Origin of the sequence: Bradyrhizobium sp. LMG 9283 (assembly GCF_045571415.1) — a bacterium.
Classification (GTDB): Bacteria; Pseudomonadota; Alphaproteobacteria; order Rhizobiales; family Xanthobacteraceae; genus Bradyrhizobium.
In genome coordinates, this window is record NZ_CP120691.1 from 2,567,287 (window position 1) to 2,583,728 (window position 16,442).

14 protein-coding genes are annotated in these 16,442 nt (G+C 65.5%); 8 read left to right on the forward strand and 6 right to left on the reverse strand.

What is annotated here, in order from left to right; all coding sequences use genetic code 11:
• Positions 1 to 88: 88 nt before the first annotated feature.
• From P6U29_RS11910 to P6U29_RS11920, 3 genes are read right to left on the reverse strand one after another with little or no spacing between them, the layout of a single operon-like run.
• Positions 89 to 937, reverse strand: coding sequence for a fumarylacetoacetate hydrolase family protein (locus P6U29_RS11910; RefSeq protein WP_407117771.1), 849 nt, complete (start codon positions 935 to 937; stop codon positions 89 to 91).
• Positions 934 to 2,541: a bifunctional 3-(3-hydroxy-phenyl)propionate/3-hydroxycinnamic acid hydroxylase gene (locus P6U29_RS11915; RefSeq protein WP_407117772.1), complete on the reverse strand. Its 1,608-nt coding sequence runs from the start codon at positions 2,539 to 2,541 to the stop codon at positions 934 to 936. Before P6U29_RS11915 ends, P6U29_RS11910 begins: the two co-directional genes overlap by 4 nt.
• Positions 2,538 to 3,440 (reverse strand): VOC family protein, encoded by a 903-nt coding sequence (locus P6U29_RS11920; protein WP_407117773.1) that lies wholly within the window; start codon positions 3,438 to 3,440, stop codon positions 2,538 to 2,540. The genes P6U29_RS11915 and P6U29_RS11920 overlap by 4 nt, the downstream gene beginning before the upstream one ends.
• 172 nt (positions 3,441 to 3,612) lie before the next feature.
• On the opposite strand from P6U29_RS11920, the gene P6U29_RS11925 reads away from it, so the two are divergent.
• The gene (locus tag P6U29_RS11925; protein ID WP_407117774.1) at positions 3,613 to 4,338 is read left to right on the forward strand and encodes a GntR family transcriptional regulator; all 726 of its coding nucleotides are present in this window, start codon (positions 3,613 to 3,615) and stop codon (positions 4,336 to 4,338) included.
• On the opposite strand, the gene P6U29_RS11930 is transcribed toward P6U29_RS11925, so the two are convergent.
• Together P6U29_RS11930 and P6U29_RS11935 are read right to left on the reverse strand one after the other, a co-directional pair.
• Entirely contained in the window at positions 4,323 to 5,810 is a 1,488-nt protein-coding gene (locus P6U29_RS11930) for a flavin-containing monooxygenase (RefSeq protein WP_407117775.1), read from the reverse strand. The two genes, P6U29_RS11925 and P6U29_RS11930, sit on opposite strands and share 16 nt — an antisense overlap.
• Positions 5,811 to 5,917: 107 nt before the next feature.
• Positions 5,918 to 6,367, reverse strand: a complete 450-nt coding sequence (locus P6U29_RS11935; protein ID WP_024339447.1) for a cupin domain-containing protein — start codon at positions 6,365 to 6,367, stop codon at positions 5,918 to 5,920.
• Positions 6,368 to 6,555: 188 nt separating this feature from the next.
• Here P6U29_RS11935 and P6U29_RS11940 point away from each other — a divergent pair, with 188 nt between their 5' ends.
• On the forward strand, positions 6,556 to 7,581 hold the full coding sequence (locus tag P6U29_RS11940) for an AraC family transcriptional regulator (RefSeq protein ID WP_407117776.1): 1,026 nt from the start codon (positions 6,556 to 6,558) through the stop codon (positions 7,579 to 7,581).
• Between the two features lie 89 nt (positions 7,582 to 7,670).
• Here P6U29_RS11940 and P6U29_RS11945 read toward each other — a convergent pair whose 3' ends face one another.
• Positions 7,671 to 8,303: a cupin domain-containing protein gene (locus tag P6U29_RS11945; protein WP_407117777.1), complete on the reverse strand. Its 633-nt coding sequence runs from the start codon at positions 8,301 to 8,303 to the stop codon at positions 7,671 to 7,673.
• A gap of 216 nt (positions 8,304 to 8,519) precedes the next feature.
• On the opposite strand from P6U29_RS11945, the gene P6U29_RS11950 reads away from it, so the two are divergent.
• From P6U29_RS11950 to P6U29_RS11975, 6 genes are all read left to right on the forward strand, one after another.
• Positions 8,520 to 10,211, forward strand: coding sequence for a peptide ABC transporter substrate-binding protein (locus P6U29_RS11950; RefSeq protein WP_407117778.1), 1,692 nt, complete (start codon positions 8,520 to 8,522; stop codon positions 10,209 to 10,211).
• Positions 10,212 to 10,238: 27 nt separating this feature from the next.
• Positions 10,239 to 11,189, forward strand: a complete 951-nt coding sequence (locus P6U29_RS11955) for an ABC transporter permease (RefSeq protein ID WP_407117779.1) — start codon at positions 10,239 to 10,241, stop codon at positions 11,187 to 11,189.
• 3 nt (positions 11,190 to 11,192) lie between these two features.
• Positions 11,193 to 12,068, forward strand: a complete 876-nt coding sequence (locus P6U29_RS11960; protein WP_407117780.1) for an ABC transporter permease — start codon at positions 11,193 to 11,195, stop codon at positions 12,066 to 12,068.
• 40 nt (positions 12,069 to 12,108) lie between these two features.
• Positions 12,109 to 13,437, forward strand: a complete 1,329-nt coding sequence (locus tag P6U29_RS11965; protein WP_407117781.1) for an NAD(P)/FAD-dependent oxidoreductase — start codon at positions 12,109 to 12,111, stop codon at positions 13,435 to 13,437.
• Positions 13,438 to 13,445: 8 nt separating this feature from the next.
• Complete coding sequence (locus P6U29_RS11970; RefSeq protein WP_407117782.1) at positions 13,446 to 14,372, forward strand: 2-hydroxyacid dehydrogenase; 927 nt, start codon at positions 13,446 to 13,448, stop codon at positions 14,370 to 14,372.
• Positions 14,373 to 14,570: 198 nt separating this feature from the next.
• A complete protein-coding gene (locus P6U29_RS11975; protein ID WP_407117783.1) occupies positions 14,571 to 16,427 on the forward strand; it encodes an ABC transporter ATP-binding protein in 1,857 nt (618 codons plus the stop codon).
• Positions 16,428 to 16,442: the final 15 nt, after the last annotated feature.

Below are 16,442 nucleotides of genomic sequence, written 5' to 3' on the forward strand. Positions count from 1 at the left end.
TATGTCCGTCTCAAATCAGGCGCGCCGGCCTGGCGGCGGAGCGCGGCGGGCTCCGCCGCCAGGGTGCAAAGACTTGTTCAAATCGCGCTCACTGCGCCTCGTCGACGACGGGATTGCGCAAGACTGCGAGCTTCTCGACCTCGACCTCGACGACGTCGCCAGGCTTCATCCAGAGCGGTGGGGTACGCTTGGCGCCGACGCCGCCGGGCGTGCCGCTGACGATGACGTCACCGGGCTCGAGCCGGGTGAACGTCGAGCAATATTCGATCTGGCGCGGGATATCGAAGATCATGTGCTTGATCTGCGCTTCCTGCACGACCTGCCCGTTGAGGCGTGTGGTGAGCTTGAGCTCGCCGAGCTCGCCGAGCTCGTCCGGCGTCATCATCCACGGGCCGAACGCGCCGGTATCGGGAAAATTCTTGCCGGGCGTGAACTGGTGGGTGTGGCGCTGGAAATCGCGGATGCTGCCGTCGTTATAGCAGGAGTATCCGGCGACGTGACCCATCGCTTCGCTGCGGGAGATGTATCGGCCGCCCTTGCCGATGATGACCGCGAGCTCGCCCTCGAAGTCGAGATGGGTCGAGACGCGCGGCCGGATGATGGGGCTCAGATGCCCGGTCTGACTGTTGGAATAACGCGAGAAGATGGTGGGGTGCTCGACCTCGGGGCGGCCGGTTTCCTTCCGGTGCGTCTCGTAATTCAGGCCGACGCACAGGATCTTGTCCGGGTTCGGAACGACCGGCAGCCAGCTGAGCCTGGCAAGCGGCGTGGCGGCCGCCTTGAGCTTCGCATCCGCGACGCCTGCGAGCGCACCGGCGATAGCGGCGCTCAGATCGGCATAGTGGGTAGCGAGCACGGCGCCGACATCGAGGAAATTGTCGCCCTCGACGAGGCCCCAGGTGGTCCGTCCGTCGATCGCAACGGTCGCGAGTTTCATGCTGTCTTCTCCATTTTGAAATCCGGATCGGGATCGCCGTGCAGGCGTGAGCTGATCTCGCGCAAGAGACCGCCGAGCTCGGCCGGGTTGCGCGCCGTCCCGAACACGTAATGATCGGGCCGTACGATCGCGGCGACGACGCCGTGGCGGTCGAACCAGTCGGCCAGCACGCCCTCGCTCTCTTCGAGCACACCGGATGCACCGGCTCCGGCAGGCGCGATTGTCGTTGCGATCAACTCCGGATGCGCGGCGCAGAGCGCCATGAGGGAGGGCGCCTCGCTGCGGCGGCCGTCGATGAGCACGCGCAAGCGGGCCCCGGTGATGTTGTCGAGCAGACAAGGCGCGCCATCGTGCAGGACTCGGGGCTGCGGAAACAGGCTGCCGCATGCGGCGCCATCCTGATCGGCCAGGAAGCCGGTGCGGAGCGGTGGGATGATCTCCTGGCGCGTGATTTCGAGCGGCTTGCCGCCGCCTTCAGTCAGGATCTGTGCATCGCGGCGTCGCGCGGCGGCCGGATCACGCTCGCAGATCGACTGGCCGATCGCCTTGATCTTACCGGTCAGCTCGATGACGTGCTGCTTGCGTTCGGCCGTGTAGCTGTCGAGCAGGGCGTCGGGCGAGACGCCCCTCAGCACGGAATCGAGCTTCCAGACGAGGTTGGTCGCATCGCGCAGGCCCTGGCACATGCCCTGGCCGATGAACGGCGGCTGCTGATGCGCGGCATCGCCGGCGATGATGATGCGATCGTTGCGCCAATCGGCGGCCACCAGCGCGTGGAAACGGTAGGATGCCGCGCGCCACAATTCGCCATCCTCCGGCGCGAGCCACTGCGCGAGCAGTTTCCACACATTTTCCGGCCGCTCCATCTGCCTGGGGTCTTCGCCCGGCAGCAGCATGATCTCCCAGCGGCGATGGTTCCTGGGGCCGATCAGGAAGCTCACGGGCCGCGCCGGACTACAGAACTGCGCGGAGTTTCGCGGCAGCTTTGCGAGCGCGGCCTCATCAACCCGCACGTCGACCACCAGCCAGGGCTCGTCGAAGATCAGATCTTCGAGCGCGATCCCGGCGATCTGGCGCACCGTGCTCGAGGCGCCATCGCAGCCGAGGACGTACCGCGCCGTCACCGTGCGCAATTGTCCGCCGGCATCCTTCAGCTTCGCCTCGACACGATCCGGCCGCTGCAGGAGATCGACCAGCTCGGCGCCGAGCTCGGCCTGCACGCAGGCAAAGCTCGTGGCGTGACGACGCAGCTCCGCCTCGACCGGCGGCTGGCTGAACACCATGCTCGGCGTGTACCCGAGCGGATAGGGCTTTGCGATCATGTGGACGCGCCGGATCAACTGGCCGTCGACGCCAAAATGCTCGGAGGCGGTGAAGGGCTCGACATGGGGCGCGATCGCATCGGCCAATCCCATATTGTCGAAGTGGCGAAAGATCTCGTGATCGAGCGCGATCGCGCGTGGCTTGTCGTAGATGTCGGTGAGGCGGTCGACGACGAGCGTGCGGTGGCCGAGATGGCCGAGCAGGCCGGTCGCGACTGCGCCGGTGGGTCCGAAGCCGACGACGAGCACGTCGTAGTCCGTGGTGGTCGAGGGCGTCGTCATGCGTGGCGATCCACGTCGAAGAGCACGGAGAGTTGCGCGTTCTTGCAGGCTTCGCTCTTGGGCGGCGCAATGCCCCATTGGTCGGTGCGTCCCGGTGGCCAGACCCATTCGGCGGGTCCTTTCGCGCGGTAGTTGTCGTCGACCTGGAGGACTTCGGCGGTGTATTCGATGACGACCCCATCCGGATCGACGAAATAGGCGAACACATTGTCGCCGGGCCCGTGCCGGCCGACTCCCCAGCCGATCGGAAAGCCGTGATCAATCATGCGGCCGGAGCCGCGCATCACCGATTCCAGATCCGGCATCAAGAAGGCGACGTGGTTGAGACCGTTGACCGGTCCTTCCGCGAGTACGACGGCGTGGTGATCGCTGTTGCAGCACAGGAATGCCATCAGTTTCGAGCGGTCGGTCAGGCGAAAGCCGAGCACCTGCTGGTAGAACGTCGAGAGCTTTTCGATGTCGGCGCTGTTGATGTTGACGTGGGCGAGTCGCTCGGGGCGGTCAGCCACAGTGCGCGCCGTCTTGGTGCGATCGCCGTGGACGAACTCCATGCAGCAGCCTTGCGGCTCGCGGATCACGAAGTGCGTGCCGCCCGACGGCGCGTACGATGCCCCGGGCGGCGTGATGATCTCGCAATCCGCCTCACATGCGCGCGCGAACAGGCGGTCGAGATCGTCACGCGAGCGGACGCGAAAAGTGACCTTGCGCAGCGCAGCCCGTTCGCCCTGCGTGAGCTCGAGAACGTGAAGATCCGCTCCGGTGGCGGCGAGATAGACCGTGCCCTCGGCTTCGGCAGCGACATCGAGGCCCCAGACCTTTGCGTAGAAGTCGGCCGAGGCGCCAAGGCGCGGCGTCGTGATCTCGACGCTGCGCAGGGCGGCCACGGGGAAATTGGACATTGGGCTTCCTCGTTCAGAGTTCGCGGGCCGGCCGGCGCCGCCCCCGCAAGAATCTGTTGTTGTTGGCCCACCGATAATCTATAGAAAAGGCTCAGTAAAGCAAAAATTTATAAATTATGCCATCGACCGAGCTGATGTACAAAAAATCTAGGTGAATCAGTGAGAAACTCTCATGAGCTCTGACCTGTCGAGCCAGAAAATGGAGCAGCCGGCGACGTTGGCGACGAGCATCTATGCCCGCCTCAAGGCCGACATCCTGACCACGCGGCTTGCGCCTGGACGCAAGCTCCAGTCCCGCTTTCTGATGGAGCACTACAATGTCGGGCAGACTCCGCTCCGCGAGGCGCTCAACCGTCTCACCACCGAGGAGTTCGTCGTCGGCATGGAGCAGCGCGGCTTCTACGTGAAGCCGGTCAGCAAGGATGAGCTCCGGGAATTGACCAAGACGCGCTGCTGGGTCGAAGGGCTGGCCTTGCGCGAATCCATGCAGAACGCGACGCAAGAATGGGAAGAGGCGCTTCTGGTGATGCACCACCGCCTCGACCGCACGCCACGTTCGCTCGATCCGGAAAAGTTCGCGGACAATCCCGAGTGGGAGAAGGCGCACCGCGCGTTTCACGCGACGCTGATTGGCCTGTGCGGCTCGCGCCCGCTGCTCGGCTTCTGCGAGCAGCTTGCCGACCGGCTCTACCGATACCGCATGATGTCGATTGCGAAGGCCTACCCGGTCCGGAAGATCGGGACCGAGCATGCACATATCCTCCAGGCCGTGCTGGACCGGAAGACCGATCATGCTGTCATGCTGCTGCAGCAGCACTATCAGCGCACGGCGAATGTGATCGATTCGGATCTCGAGACGGTGCTACCGAAGTCCGACTCGTCTCACGCCGCCCGGTAGTCCGGCGCCGTCGCCAGGAACTTCGCATAGGCATCCGCATCCGGCGGCGTGAAGCGGTCTGCGAGCCCGCCGCGCTTCCAGTTCTTCGCGCCGATGTCGGCCATCAGCTCGTCGAAATGGCGATAGTGATAGGGCGCGACGCACAGGCCGCCATAGACGCCCGCGGCCGGCCGTTCGACGCGCTTGAAGTGCAGCATCATCTCGATGTTGTCGCGCATCTGTTGCGCCGTCGGCTGGTTCGCGAGCTGGCCGTCGGCGTAGCGCACCAGCCAGTTGGCGGCGAGATCGGCGCAGAGCACGGTGCAGAACGACGAGTTGAAGCCGACGAAGCCCATGTCAGGCAGATCAGGGTTGGCGATCAGGCGATAGAGCCGATACTGTCCGTCGGCGTCGACCAGCTTCTGCCGATACGCTTCCGGGAGGAACGGCACGACGAGCTTGTAGCCGATCGCGAGCACCGCGACGTCGGCCTTGATGCGCTCGCCGCCGCTCATCACGATCGTGTCGCCTTCATAATGGTCGAACGTGCCGAACACCGCCTTGATGCGGCCGTCGGCGACCATCGGATAGAAGCCCGGCGTTGCGATCGGCACCGAGCAGTTGACGCCGTCCTCGATCCGTTCCTTCGGCACCATCTTGCAGCGGCCAAGCTTGAGCTGTGCCTTCAACAGGCTCTCCAGCCCGCGCCAGTTCGCCCAGACCAGCGGCGCGGCTATGCGATGCGCAAGCCGCGCCATCGCGCTCGCGCCCCAGCCCGGAAACATCTCCTCCTGCGCGCGGATGTAGAGGATGCGCTTGAAGTTCACGAGCCCGCCGATGAAATAGGGAATGCGCCAGACCGGCTCGCGCATCACGATCGTCACCTCGCGCGCGCCCGATTTCACCGCGTTCACGGCGATGTCGGTCGCAGACTTCGAGCCGCCGAGCACGACAACGCGGCGACCTTTCGCCAACGTCGGATCGCCGTATTTCGATGAGTGCAGGATCTGGCCGCCCTGCGCCAGAAAGCCGTCCTCGCCGGGGCAATGCAGCTCGCGCGGCTCGTTGAACTGGCCGGTGCAGACCGCGACGAAATCGAAGTCCTCGTTTGCGACGCCGTCCCTGTTCTTCAGCGCGAGCGTCCAGCCCGGCTTGCCGTCCGCGCGACGGGCCATGCCGGCAACTTCGGTGGTGAGGCGCAGCATGCGATCGAGGCAAAAGCTCTTGGCGTAGTCGGCGAGATAGGCATGGACCTGCGGCCCGGTCGGCCATTCCGGATAGGCATCCGGCATGGCGCGATCGGTGTAGCGGTAGAGCTCCTTCGGGCTCTGCGTCTGCACCTCAGGATAGGAGCGCGCTGGCTCCCAGACGCCGCCGAGATCTGAGCTGCGCTCGACGATGCTGACGCGGTGGCCGCGGGTGGCGAACGCTTTTGCGGCGGCAAGGCCGGAGACGCCGGCGCCGATCACGCAGACATGTTTGGGGCTGACCATGGGATTGCTCGCAATGGATGTGTTTTCCGCGCATGCGGCCACGTTCGGCCGCAAGGCGCGGCCGGCCGAGCTGCTAGCAGATGAAAGTGGGCGAGGTGGCGGGCTGCCTAGTCGTTGGCCTCGGGCGGCAGGAAATCGACCTCGTGCAGCGCCGAGATGCGCACGACCTCGGCAGGGTCGGTCAGATTGTGCAGCTGGTTGAACAGCGCCTCCAGCTTCTGCATCGGCGAGACCCAGAACAGTGCGCGGCACGGCTTGTCGGACTTGTTGAAATAGCCATGCGGAATGCCGCGCGGCATGCGCACGAGGTCGCCGGCATGGGCCTTGACCCATTGGCCATCCAGCTTGAGGTCGAGCGTGCCTTCCTGTACCAGGATGAACTCGTCCTGGGTCGGATGGATGTGCACCGGCACGAACTGGCCGGGATCGCTGTTGGTCTCGAACGCGAAGGTGGAGTCGGTGACGGCTTTGGGGAAATAGACCTGGCCAAGGATGTTCCAGCTCTTACCGCCATAGCCCGTGCCGTTCGCGGTAATGCCCTTTTCGAGTGCAGTCATGGCTTGCTCCTCATGGATTCCGGCGGGGACGGAGCTTCCGCCAGCTATAGGCCGCCTGTCTATCCGCTAAACGAATCCGAACGCCGCCATTGCTATGCAGCACGAGGATTTTGCAGGAGCCGCCCTTTTCGCATCCGCGGAACTATTATAGGCTTAAAGCAATTCCGTGACGCGAAGCGTGGTCGACGATGTCCGCAGCCGTGCTGGAAATGAGCACAAGGGCGCCTGCAGCCGAGCGGCTTGCGGCCTTCGCCCGCGTCACCACTGACAATGTCGACGAAGCCGCCGAGCAGATCGGGCGCATCTTCTGCCCGCATGATCTCAAGCCGGGACAGGCGCGGGCGACCGGCTTCTCCGCCCGGCACAATTGCGCTGATTTCGACGGCTTCTCCATCAACTATGTCGCCTATGGCGGATCGGTCAGTATCGATCCCGGCTGCCTCGAGCGCTTCTTCCTGGTGCAGGTCCCGCTGGCGGGCACCGCCCGCATTCGTGCCGGCGGCTGTGAGCTCGATTCCGCGCCGGACCGGACGGCGTCACTGCTGTCGCCGACGATCCGGACGCGGATGATCTGGACCGACTGCGCCCAAGCGATCCTGCTGCTCGAACGCCGCATGGTCGAGCAGCGCGCCGCGGCGCTGTCGGGCAGGGCGGTCGGCACGGTCGAATTCGATCCCGTGATCGAGCTGGACGCGCCCTCCGGACGGGCCCTGCAGACCAGTCTTGCCGAGTTGATGACGCTCGCCGAGCGTGTCGGTCCCTCCGGCAGGCTGTCGCCAGTCGCGATGGCCGATTGGCGCGAAGCGCTGCTCGATCATCTCCTGAACGAGCAGAGGCATGGCCTGTCGGACGCGATTCAAACGTTCTCAGGACAGGCCGAGCGCTTGCCGCGCGCGCTCCGCGCCGCGCGCGACCATCTGGCGGACAATGCCGGCGAGCCGCTCGATCTCGCGCAGCTCGCCTGCGTGTCCGGCATCGGCATCCGCGCGCTCCAGCTCGGCTTCCGCCGTCATTTCGGCGTGTCCATCTCGCAGATGCTGCTCGACATGCGCCTTGCTGGCCTGCACACGCGCCTCGCGCAGGCCGCCCCCGATGCCTCCATCACCGAGATCGCCTTCGATCTCGGCTTCACCCACCTCGGCCGCATGGCCGGCGCCTACCGCGAAAAATTCGGCGAGACGCCGTCGGCCACGCTGCGGCGACGGATGAGCTAGCGAGTGATTACCTCTCCTAGGGAGAGGTGATCCGAGTTCTGGGCGCCGTCAACTCAACCAGAACTCATCCCGCTCTACTTCCGGGCCTCTCAGCCGGCCGGCGAATCGGTCTGGAGCAGCGTCGTCACCCAGATCGCGCGCGCCACCTGCTGGGTCGGGTTGTCGAACATGTGCGGCACGATGCTCGGGAAACGAAAGCTGTCGCCGGCCTCGAGCAAGTGGGCCTGGTTGTCGAGCCACAGCCGCAGGCTGCCCGAAAGGATGTACCCCGCCTTCTCGCCGGTGTGCTGCAGGAAGTCGGTGCCGGAGGAGGCCCCGGGATTGAGCGTCAGCTCGTAGAGCTCGAGCTGGCCTTTGCCTTCCGGGGTCAGCGCTTCCTTGACGACACCGCTGGCGGTGAGCCGCAGCAGCCGCCGGCTGTTCTTGCGAACGATGTAGCGTTGCCCATCGGCGGGATCGCTGCTCTCGAAGAAGTAGGAGATGGGAACCTCGAGCGCGATGCTGAGCAGGCGCAGCGTGCGGACCGACGGCATGGCGCGCGCGCGTTCGAGCTGGCTGATCATGCCGGTGGACAGACCGGTCTTGTTGGCGACGTCCTGGATCGAGAGGCCGGCGCGCTGCCGCAGCAGCCGCACGGTTTCACCCAGGCGCTGGTCGACCGCATCGTCAGCTTCGATCGCCGGAGCGTCCTTGGTGCCGTGCGTGTCGCCGCGACCATCCATGTCGCTCTCCCATGCATCTCAGCCTCGGGCATCGAGTCCCGCGACTTCAGTCGGAGTGAAAAGATCGCGCATACTAGCAATGTGATTGACAGCTGTATTTAGTCATGATGAACTTTTGATCGAAAAATTTAGAAGCACTAAAGCCCACTCCTGTCCCTTTGCCGGGGTCTCGGGGGCGCGGGAGACGGTGCCGCGTGCGGAAACGGAGAGTGGGTGATGGCAGACGACACTGGCAAACGTGGCGTTGGGGCACTGCATCTCGGCATTCCGAATCGCCGTCAATTCTTCCAGCTCGGCGCGGGCGCCGCAGCGGGATGGACGCTTTCAGACAACGCCTTCGCCCAAACCGAACGTCCCACCAATCCGCCGGACAAGCCGCGCGGCCAGGTGATCGCGGCGCTGTCGCAAGAGCCGACCGTCTTTCATCCCTTGATGCCGGGCATCGAGGTCGACCAAGCCATTTGGTGGCAGGTGTTCTCGCTGCTCTGGTTCATCGATCCCGCCGGCAATTTCGTTCCCGACCTCGCACGCGAAGTCCCGACCATCGAGAATGGCGGTCTCTCGGCCGACGGCCTGACCTGGAAGATCAAGCTGCGCAATGACGTGAAGTGGCACGACGGCACGCCTTTCACCGCCGAGGACGTGAAGTTCTCGCTCGAATTGATCAACGATCCCAATTTCCGCGCGCGCAGCCGCGTCGGCCACAGCCTTGTGAAGGACATCAAGGTCGTCGCAGCCGACGAGATCCATTGGCGCATGGAAGCGCCCTATTCGCCCTACATGTCGATCCTGGGATCGCTGACCTTCATCGTGCCAAAACACATCCTGGAGAAGGTGTCCGATCCGAACGCCTCGCCGTTCCACAATGCGCCCGTCGGCACCGGGCCGTTCCGCTGGGGCGAACGCGTGCCCGGCGATCACATCCAGCTGAACTCCCATTCCAGCTATCACGGCAAGGGGCCTTACGTCGAACGCGTCGTCTTCAAATACATCCCTGATCTCACCGTTCTCTACACGCAATTCCGGACCGGCCAGGTCGACTACACCGGCCTGCAAGGCATCTTGCCGAACTTCGTGCAGGAGGCGAAGACGCTGAAGGGCCGCAAGATATTCGTTTCCTCGACGTCCTCGGTGGAACACATCGCGCCCAACCTGGAATTCGGGCCCTTCTCCGACCGCACGGTGCGCGAGGCGCTCTACCTCGCGATCAACAAGCAGGCGATCATCGATGCCCTCAATTACGGACTGCCCAAGCAGACCGAGAGCTTCGTGCCGCAGCAGGCCTGGTCGTTCCAGCAGGGACTGCCGCAGCATAAATACGATCCGGCCAAGGCCAACGCGCTGCTCGATGCTGCCGGATGGGTGCGCGGCGCCGGTGGCGTTCGCGAGAAGGGCGGCGTCAAGCTCGAATTCGCCAACTCCACGACATCGGGCAACGCGGTGCGCGAGCAGACCCAGCAGCTCCTGATCCAGGACTGGCGCGCGATCGGCGCTGCGATGCGCGTCAACAACATGCCGGCGGCCGTGATCTGGGGCGACTTCTGGCAGCAGTCGAAATTCAACTCGGTGATTGTGGGCGTGAATTTCATGTTGGGCAGCGACCCCGACGTGACGCCGCGCTTCGGCTCGGGCTCCATTCCTGCCAAAGGCGGGCGCGGCTACAACACCTATCAGTACCGGAGCGCGGAGGCCGATCGGCTGCTCGCCGAAGGCGCCAAGCAGTTCGATCTGTCACAGCGCAAGGCGACCTATGGCGAGCTGCAAAAGCTGATCCGCAACGATCTCGCCATCCTGCCATTGTTTCAGGGGTTCATTGCCGAGGGCGTCAAGGAGGGGCTGCAGGGCTTCCGTCCCAACATCAACACCTCGATCAACTGCTGGAATATCCGCGAATGGTATTGGGCGTGATGCGTCCAATTCTCGGGGCAGCCTGAGATGGCCCGTTACGTCGTCAATCGCCTGGCGCAGGCGATCATGCTGCTGGTGATCGTCTCGGGAATCGGCTTTGCCATCCTGCACATGGCGCCCGGTGGTCCGCTGTCGCAGTTTGCCATCTCCGGCCAGATGACGCAGGAGGATCTCGACCGGGTCACCAGGCAGCTCGGGCTCGATCGGCCGCTGCCGATCCAGTATCTCGACTGGTTCGGCCGCATGCTCAAAGGCGATTGGGGCCGCTCCTATCGTGACGGCGAGGCGGTGCTGTCGGTGATCTCCTCGCATCTCGGGGCGACGCTGGAGCTGATGGCGACGGCGACGATCATCGCGGTGCTGCTCGGCTGCTGGATCGGGGTGCTGGGCGCGCTGCGCCGCTATTCGCTGTTCGATACGCTCGCCACCGTCGGCGCGATGATCGCGCTGTCGATCCCGACGTTCTGGTTCGGCCTCGTCACCATCTATGTCTTCTCGGTGAAGCTCGGCTGGCTGCCGGCCGGCAACCGCGAGACCGTCGGCGACGGCTCGCTGTTTGACCTGCTGCATCACCTGATCGCGCCGGCCATGGTGCTGGCGCTGGTCGAGACCGCGATGTGGGGCCGCTTCATGCGCTCCTCCATGCTCGAGGTGATCAACCAGGACTACATCCGCACCGCGCGGGCCAAGGGCATGCCGGAATGGCGCATTCTCTCGGTGCACGCACTCCGTAACGCGCTGCTGCCTATGATCACGGTGGCCGGCCTGCAATTTCCGACGCTGCTCGGCGGTGCGCTGGTTGCGGAGACCGTGTTCACCTGGCCCGGCATGGGCCGCCTGTTCCTGGATTCGATCGGTTACCGTGACTATCCCGTGGTGATGGGCATCCTGATGTTCTCGGCGACGATGGTGCTGATCGGCTCGCTGCTCGCCGACATCCTCTATGCCGTGGTCGACCCGCGCATTCGGGTGGGCTAGGCAATGGCGACCGCAGCGCTCTCCACCGTCCAGCTCGCCCCCGGCCAGGCCGCGTGGCGGCGCTTCCGTCGCCACCGGCTCGCGCTTGCGGGTGCCGTGATCATTCTGGTGCTCGTGCTCGGCTCGGCCTTCGGTCCGTATCTGCTGCCGTTCGACGACACCTATATCGACATCATGAAGCGGTTCGCGCCGCCGCTCTCCGGCGCGCATATCCTCGGCACCGACGAGCTCGGCCGCGACGTGCTGGCGCGGCTGATGATGGGGGGCCGCGTCTCGCTCTCGATCGGCATCGTGGCAATGGTGATCGCGATGGCGGTCGGCATCGTTGTCGGCGCCTTCGCCGGCTTTTATGGCGGGGCGGTCGGCGCGGTGCTCATGCGGCTCGTCGATGCCGTCTTGTGCTTTCCGACGATCTTCCTGCTGCTTGCGCTCGCCGCGCTCACCGAGCCCGGCCTCGTCACCACCACCGTGCTGATCGCGGCCACCGCCTGGATGGCCGTTGCCCGTGTCGTCGAGGCCCAGGTGCGATCGCTGCGCGAGCGCGAGTTTGCCGTCGCTGCGCTCGCTTTCGGCTCGTCGAACCTGCGCATCATGTTCCGCGAGCTCGTGCCCAATGCGATCGCGCCGATCGTGGTCGCCGCGACGCTGAACGTCGCCAAGGCGATCCTGCTCGAATCCTATGTCAGCTATCTCGGCTACGGTATCCAGCCGCCGGCCGCGAGCTGGGGCAACATGCTGAACAACGCACAGATCTACCTGACCAGCGCGCCGTGGCTTGCGATCGCGCCGGGCGTGGCCATCACACTCGCGGTGACCAGCTTCAACTTCCTCGGCGACGGCCTGCGCGATGCGCTCGATCCGCGAATGAACATTCCATGACGAGCAAGAATTCGATCGAACTGATCTCCAGGAGTGCCCCATGTCCCCGCCGCTCAACCGTATAAATAGCGACGAACGCCTGCCGGCGCAGGTGGATGTCGTCGTCATTGGCGGCGGCGTCATCGGCGTTTCCGCGGCCTATCATCTGGCGAAGAAGGGGCACTCCGTCGCGCTGGTCGAGAAGGGCCATGTCGGCGGTGAGCAGTCGAGCCGCAACTGGGGCTGGTGCCGCCAGCAGGGCCGCGCCCGCGAGGAGATTCCGCTCGCGCGCGAGGCGCTGCGGCTGTGGGAGGACATGCAGAACGATGCCGGCGTCGATGCCGGCTTCCGCCGCACCGGCGTCCTCTTCCTCACCAAGAGCAAGGATGAACTCGCAAGCTGGGAGCGCTGGGCAGCGGTCGCGCGCGAGCAGCAGGTCCACTCCACCGTGCTGACACCGGCTGAGGTTGCTGCGCGCATGCCGGGCAATGCGGATCAATGGGTCGGCGGCCTGCACACGCCGAGCGACGGACGCGCCGAGCCGTCGATGGCCGTGCCCGCGCTCGCCACCGCCGCACGCAAGCATGGCGTGACCATTCACCAGGGCTGCGCCGCACGCGGACTGGAGACGCAGGGCGGGCGCGTCAGCGCCGTCGTCACCGAGAAGGGCACCATCCGCACGCAGGCGGTGCTGCTCGCGGGCGGCGCATGGTCGTCGCTGTTCTGCCGCCGTCACGGCATCGAGCTGCCGATCGGCCTCATCAATGCCACCGCGTGCCGGACCACGCCGAGCCCGGAGATCACCTCCGGCGCGCTCGGCACGGACTTCTATTGCATCCGCCGTCGCCTTGACGGCGGCTTCACGCTGGCGCTGCGCAACCGCGGCACGGTGGAGCTGTCGCCGGACCTGTTCCGCTACGCGCGCACCTTCTGGCCGACCTATCAGCATCGCAAGAACGGCCTGAAACTGTCGTTCGGCAAGTCGTTCTTCGACCAGCTCATGCGCGGCACCAGCTGGAGCTTCGACAAGCCGTCGCCGTTCGAGGCCGAGCGCGTGCGTGATCCCGCGCCTGACATGTCGCTGGTCAATTCGGCGCTGGCTGCGCTGATCAAGTCGAATCCGGAATTGAAGGACATCGAGATCGCGGAAGCCTGGGGCGGCACGATCGACTGCACGCCGGACACGATTCCGGTGATCTCGCCGGTCGATGCGCTGCCCGGCTTCTTCCTCGCCACCGGCTTCTCCGGCCACGGTTTTGGCATCGGCCCCGCGGCCGGCAAGCTTGCCGCCGACATCGTGACGGGCTCGACGCCGCTGGTCGATCCCGCGGCCTACAGCCATAAGCGCATGATCGATGGCCGGCGGCTCGCGCCGGTCAGCCCGTTCTGAGGGCGGGCATGACGGTTCTCTACAAGGCCAACATGGTGCGCGGCGCCGAGTGGGCGCGCTTGTTCGCGGAGCGCGCGCCCGACATGCCGTTCCGGCTCTGGCCCGACATCGGCGATCCCGCCGACGTCCGCTATCTCGTGGCATGGGTGCCGCCGGATGACATCGCGACGACCTTTCCCAATCTCGAGCTGGTCTTCTCGGTTGGTGCGGGCGTCGATCAGTTCGATACCTCGAAAGTCCCAGCGCACATTCCGCTGGTCCGCATGCTGGAGCCCGGCATCGCCGAGACGATGGTCGAATACGTCACCATGGCCGTGCTCGCCCTGCATCGCGATCTCCTTGACTTCATCAGCCAGCAGAAGCAGCAGATCTGGCGCGAGATCCGGATCACGCCGGCCAAGCGCCGGCGTGTCGGCGTGATGGGGCTCGGCCAGCTCGGTCAGGCTGTGCTCGAACGTCTCAAGGCGTTCGCCTTTCCGCTATCGGGATGGAATCGCTCGCCGCGCCAGATCGAGGGCGTCACCTGCTACGCGGGCGCTGACGCCTTGCCGGACTTTCTGGCCCAGGCCGACATTCTCGTCTGCCTGCTGCCGCTGACGGATCAGACGCGCGGCATTCTCAATGCCGACCTGTTCGCGCGCCTGCCGCGCGGGGCAGGGCTCGTCAATGTCGGTCGTGGCCCGCATCTCGTCGAGGCCGATTTCCTTGCGGCACTCGACAGCGGCGCGCTGTCAGGCGCGGTGCTCGATGTCACCGATCCCGAGCCGCTGCCTACAGGACATCCGTTCTGGAGCCATCCGCGCATCCTGCTGACGCCGCACAATGCCAGCATGACGACGCCCGATACGGCCGTCGATTTCGTGCTCGACGTCATCGCCCGTCACCGCCTCGGCGAGGAGCTGCCGGGGCGTGTCGATCGCAGCCGTGGCTACTGAGGGCGGGATGGTGCTGAGAACATCGGTGCGGCCACGAGCGCAGTTCACCTCTCCCGCGTGCGGGAGAGGTCGGCGCGAAGCGGCGGGTGAGGGCTCTCTCTGGGGGAGCCTTCGTTGTCGAGACACCCACGCCCCGACCCTCCCCCGCAAGCGGGGGAGGGAGCGCACCTTCCGCGCGGCAGACCTTGAGGTCCACGTATGAGCACCGGCGCGACCAACCCTGTTGTCGTCGAAGCCCCCGTGCTCTCGGTCTCCGGCCTCACCACCTCCTTCATGCTCGAGCGGCGATGGATTCCCGTCGTCCGCAACGTCTCGTTCGATATCGCGCCGCGCGAAACCGTCGCAATCGTCGGCGAGTCCGGCTCGGGCAAGAGCGTCACCGCGCTCTCGATCATGCGGCTGATTCCGCAGGAGATCGGTCGCGTCGAGGGCCGCGTCATGCTGGCGGGGCGCGATCTGCTCGCGCTGCCCGAGGCGAGCATGAAAGACATCCGCGGCAACGACGTCGCCATGATCTTCCAGGAGCCGATGACGAGCCTCAACCCGGTGCTCACCATCGGCTTCCAGATCGCGGAGGCGCTGATCCAGCATCGCGGCCTGACGCGGGCGGCAGCGGAGGCCGAGACCGTGCGCCTGCTCGACCGCGTCCGCATCCCGGCGGCGAAATCGCGCTTTCACGAGCATCCGCACCGCTTCTCCGGCGGCATGCGCCAGCGCGTGATGATCGCGATGGCGCTGGCCTGCAAGCCGAAACTCTTGATCGCGGACGAGCCGACCACCGCGCTCGACGTCACCATCCAGGCCCAGATCCTCGAGCTGTTGAAGGAGCTTCAGCGGGAGGAGGGAATGTCGATCCTCTTCATCACCCACGACATGGGCGTGGTCGCCGAGATCGCGGATCGCACCGTGGTGATGTATGGCGGGCAGGCGGTGGAGACTGACGCCACCGCGCGCATCTTCGCCGCGCCCGCGCATCCCTACACCCGCGCGCTGCTTGCCACCGTGCCGCGCCTCGGCTCGATGGAGGGGCGCCCGCGGCCGATGCGTTTTCCCATCGTCGACAAGGTGACGGGCACCTCGGACGATCCGGTGGAAACACCCGATACCATTTCGACGGCCGAGCGGCCGTTGCTGGAGGTCTCAGACCTCACCACGCGTTTTCCGATCCGCTCGGGCCTGTTCGGGAAGGTCTCGGGCCGCGTCCATGCGGTCGAGAACGTCTCCTTCACCTTGCGCGCCGGCGAGACTCTGGCTCTGGTCGGCGAATCCGGTTGCGGCAAGTCGACCACGGGGCGCTCCATTCTGAAGCTGACGGAGCCGGACAGCGGAACGGTCCTGATCGATGGCCAGGATGTGCTGGCCATGAACGGCCGAGCATTACGGGATTTCCGCAAGAACATGCAGATCGTGTTTCAGGATCCGTTCGCCAGCCTCAATCCGCGCATGTCGGTGGGAACGGCGATCGCAGCACCTCTGCTCGCCAACGGACTCGCCTCGGCTGCGCAGGCGCGCGACAAGGTCGCCGACCTGCTCGTCCGCGTCGGCCTCGCCGCCGACATGGCCGCGCGCTTCCCGCACGAATTCTCCGGCGGCCAACGCCAGCGCATCTGCATCGCGCGTGCACTCGCGCTCGGACCGAAGCTGATCGTCGCGGACGAAGCCGTCTCGGCGCTCGATGTCTCGGTCAAGGCGCAGGTCGTCAATTTGATGCTCGACCTTCAGGCCAGCATGGGCCTTGCCTACCTCTTCATCTCCCACGATATCGCCGTGGTCGAGCGCATGAGCCACCGCGTCGCCGTGATGTATCTCGGCGAGATCGTCGAAATCGGCCCGCGCGCTTCGGTGTTCGGCAATCCCCAGCATCCCTATACCAAGAAGCTGATGGCTGCCGTGCCGGTGCCCGACCCGTCGCGCCGCGGCACGCGCCGCGGAGCATCCAACGACGAGATCAGAAGCCCGGTGCGCGCGCCGGATTATCAGCCGCCAGTGCGTCAATATCGAGAAGTGTCGCCCGGCCACGTCGTCCAGGTCTGGGGCGAAGAGTGGTCGAGCTAACGCTGCGAGCTTCAC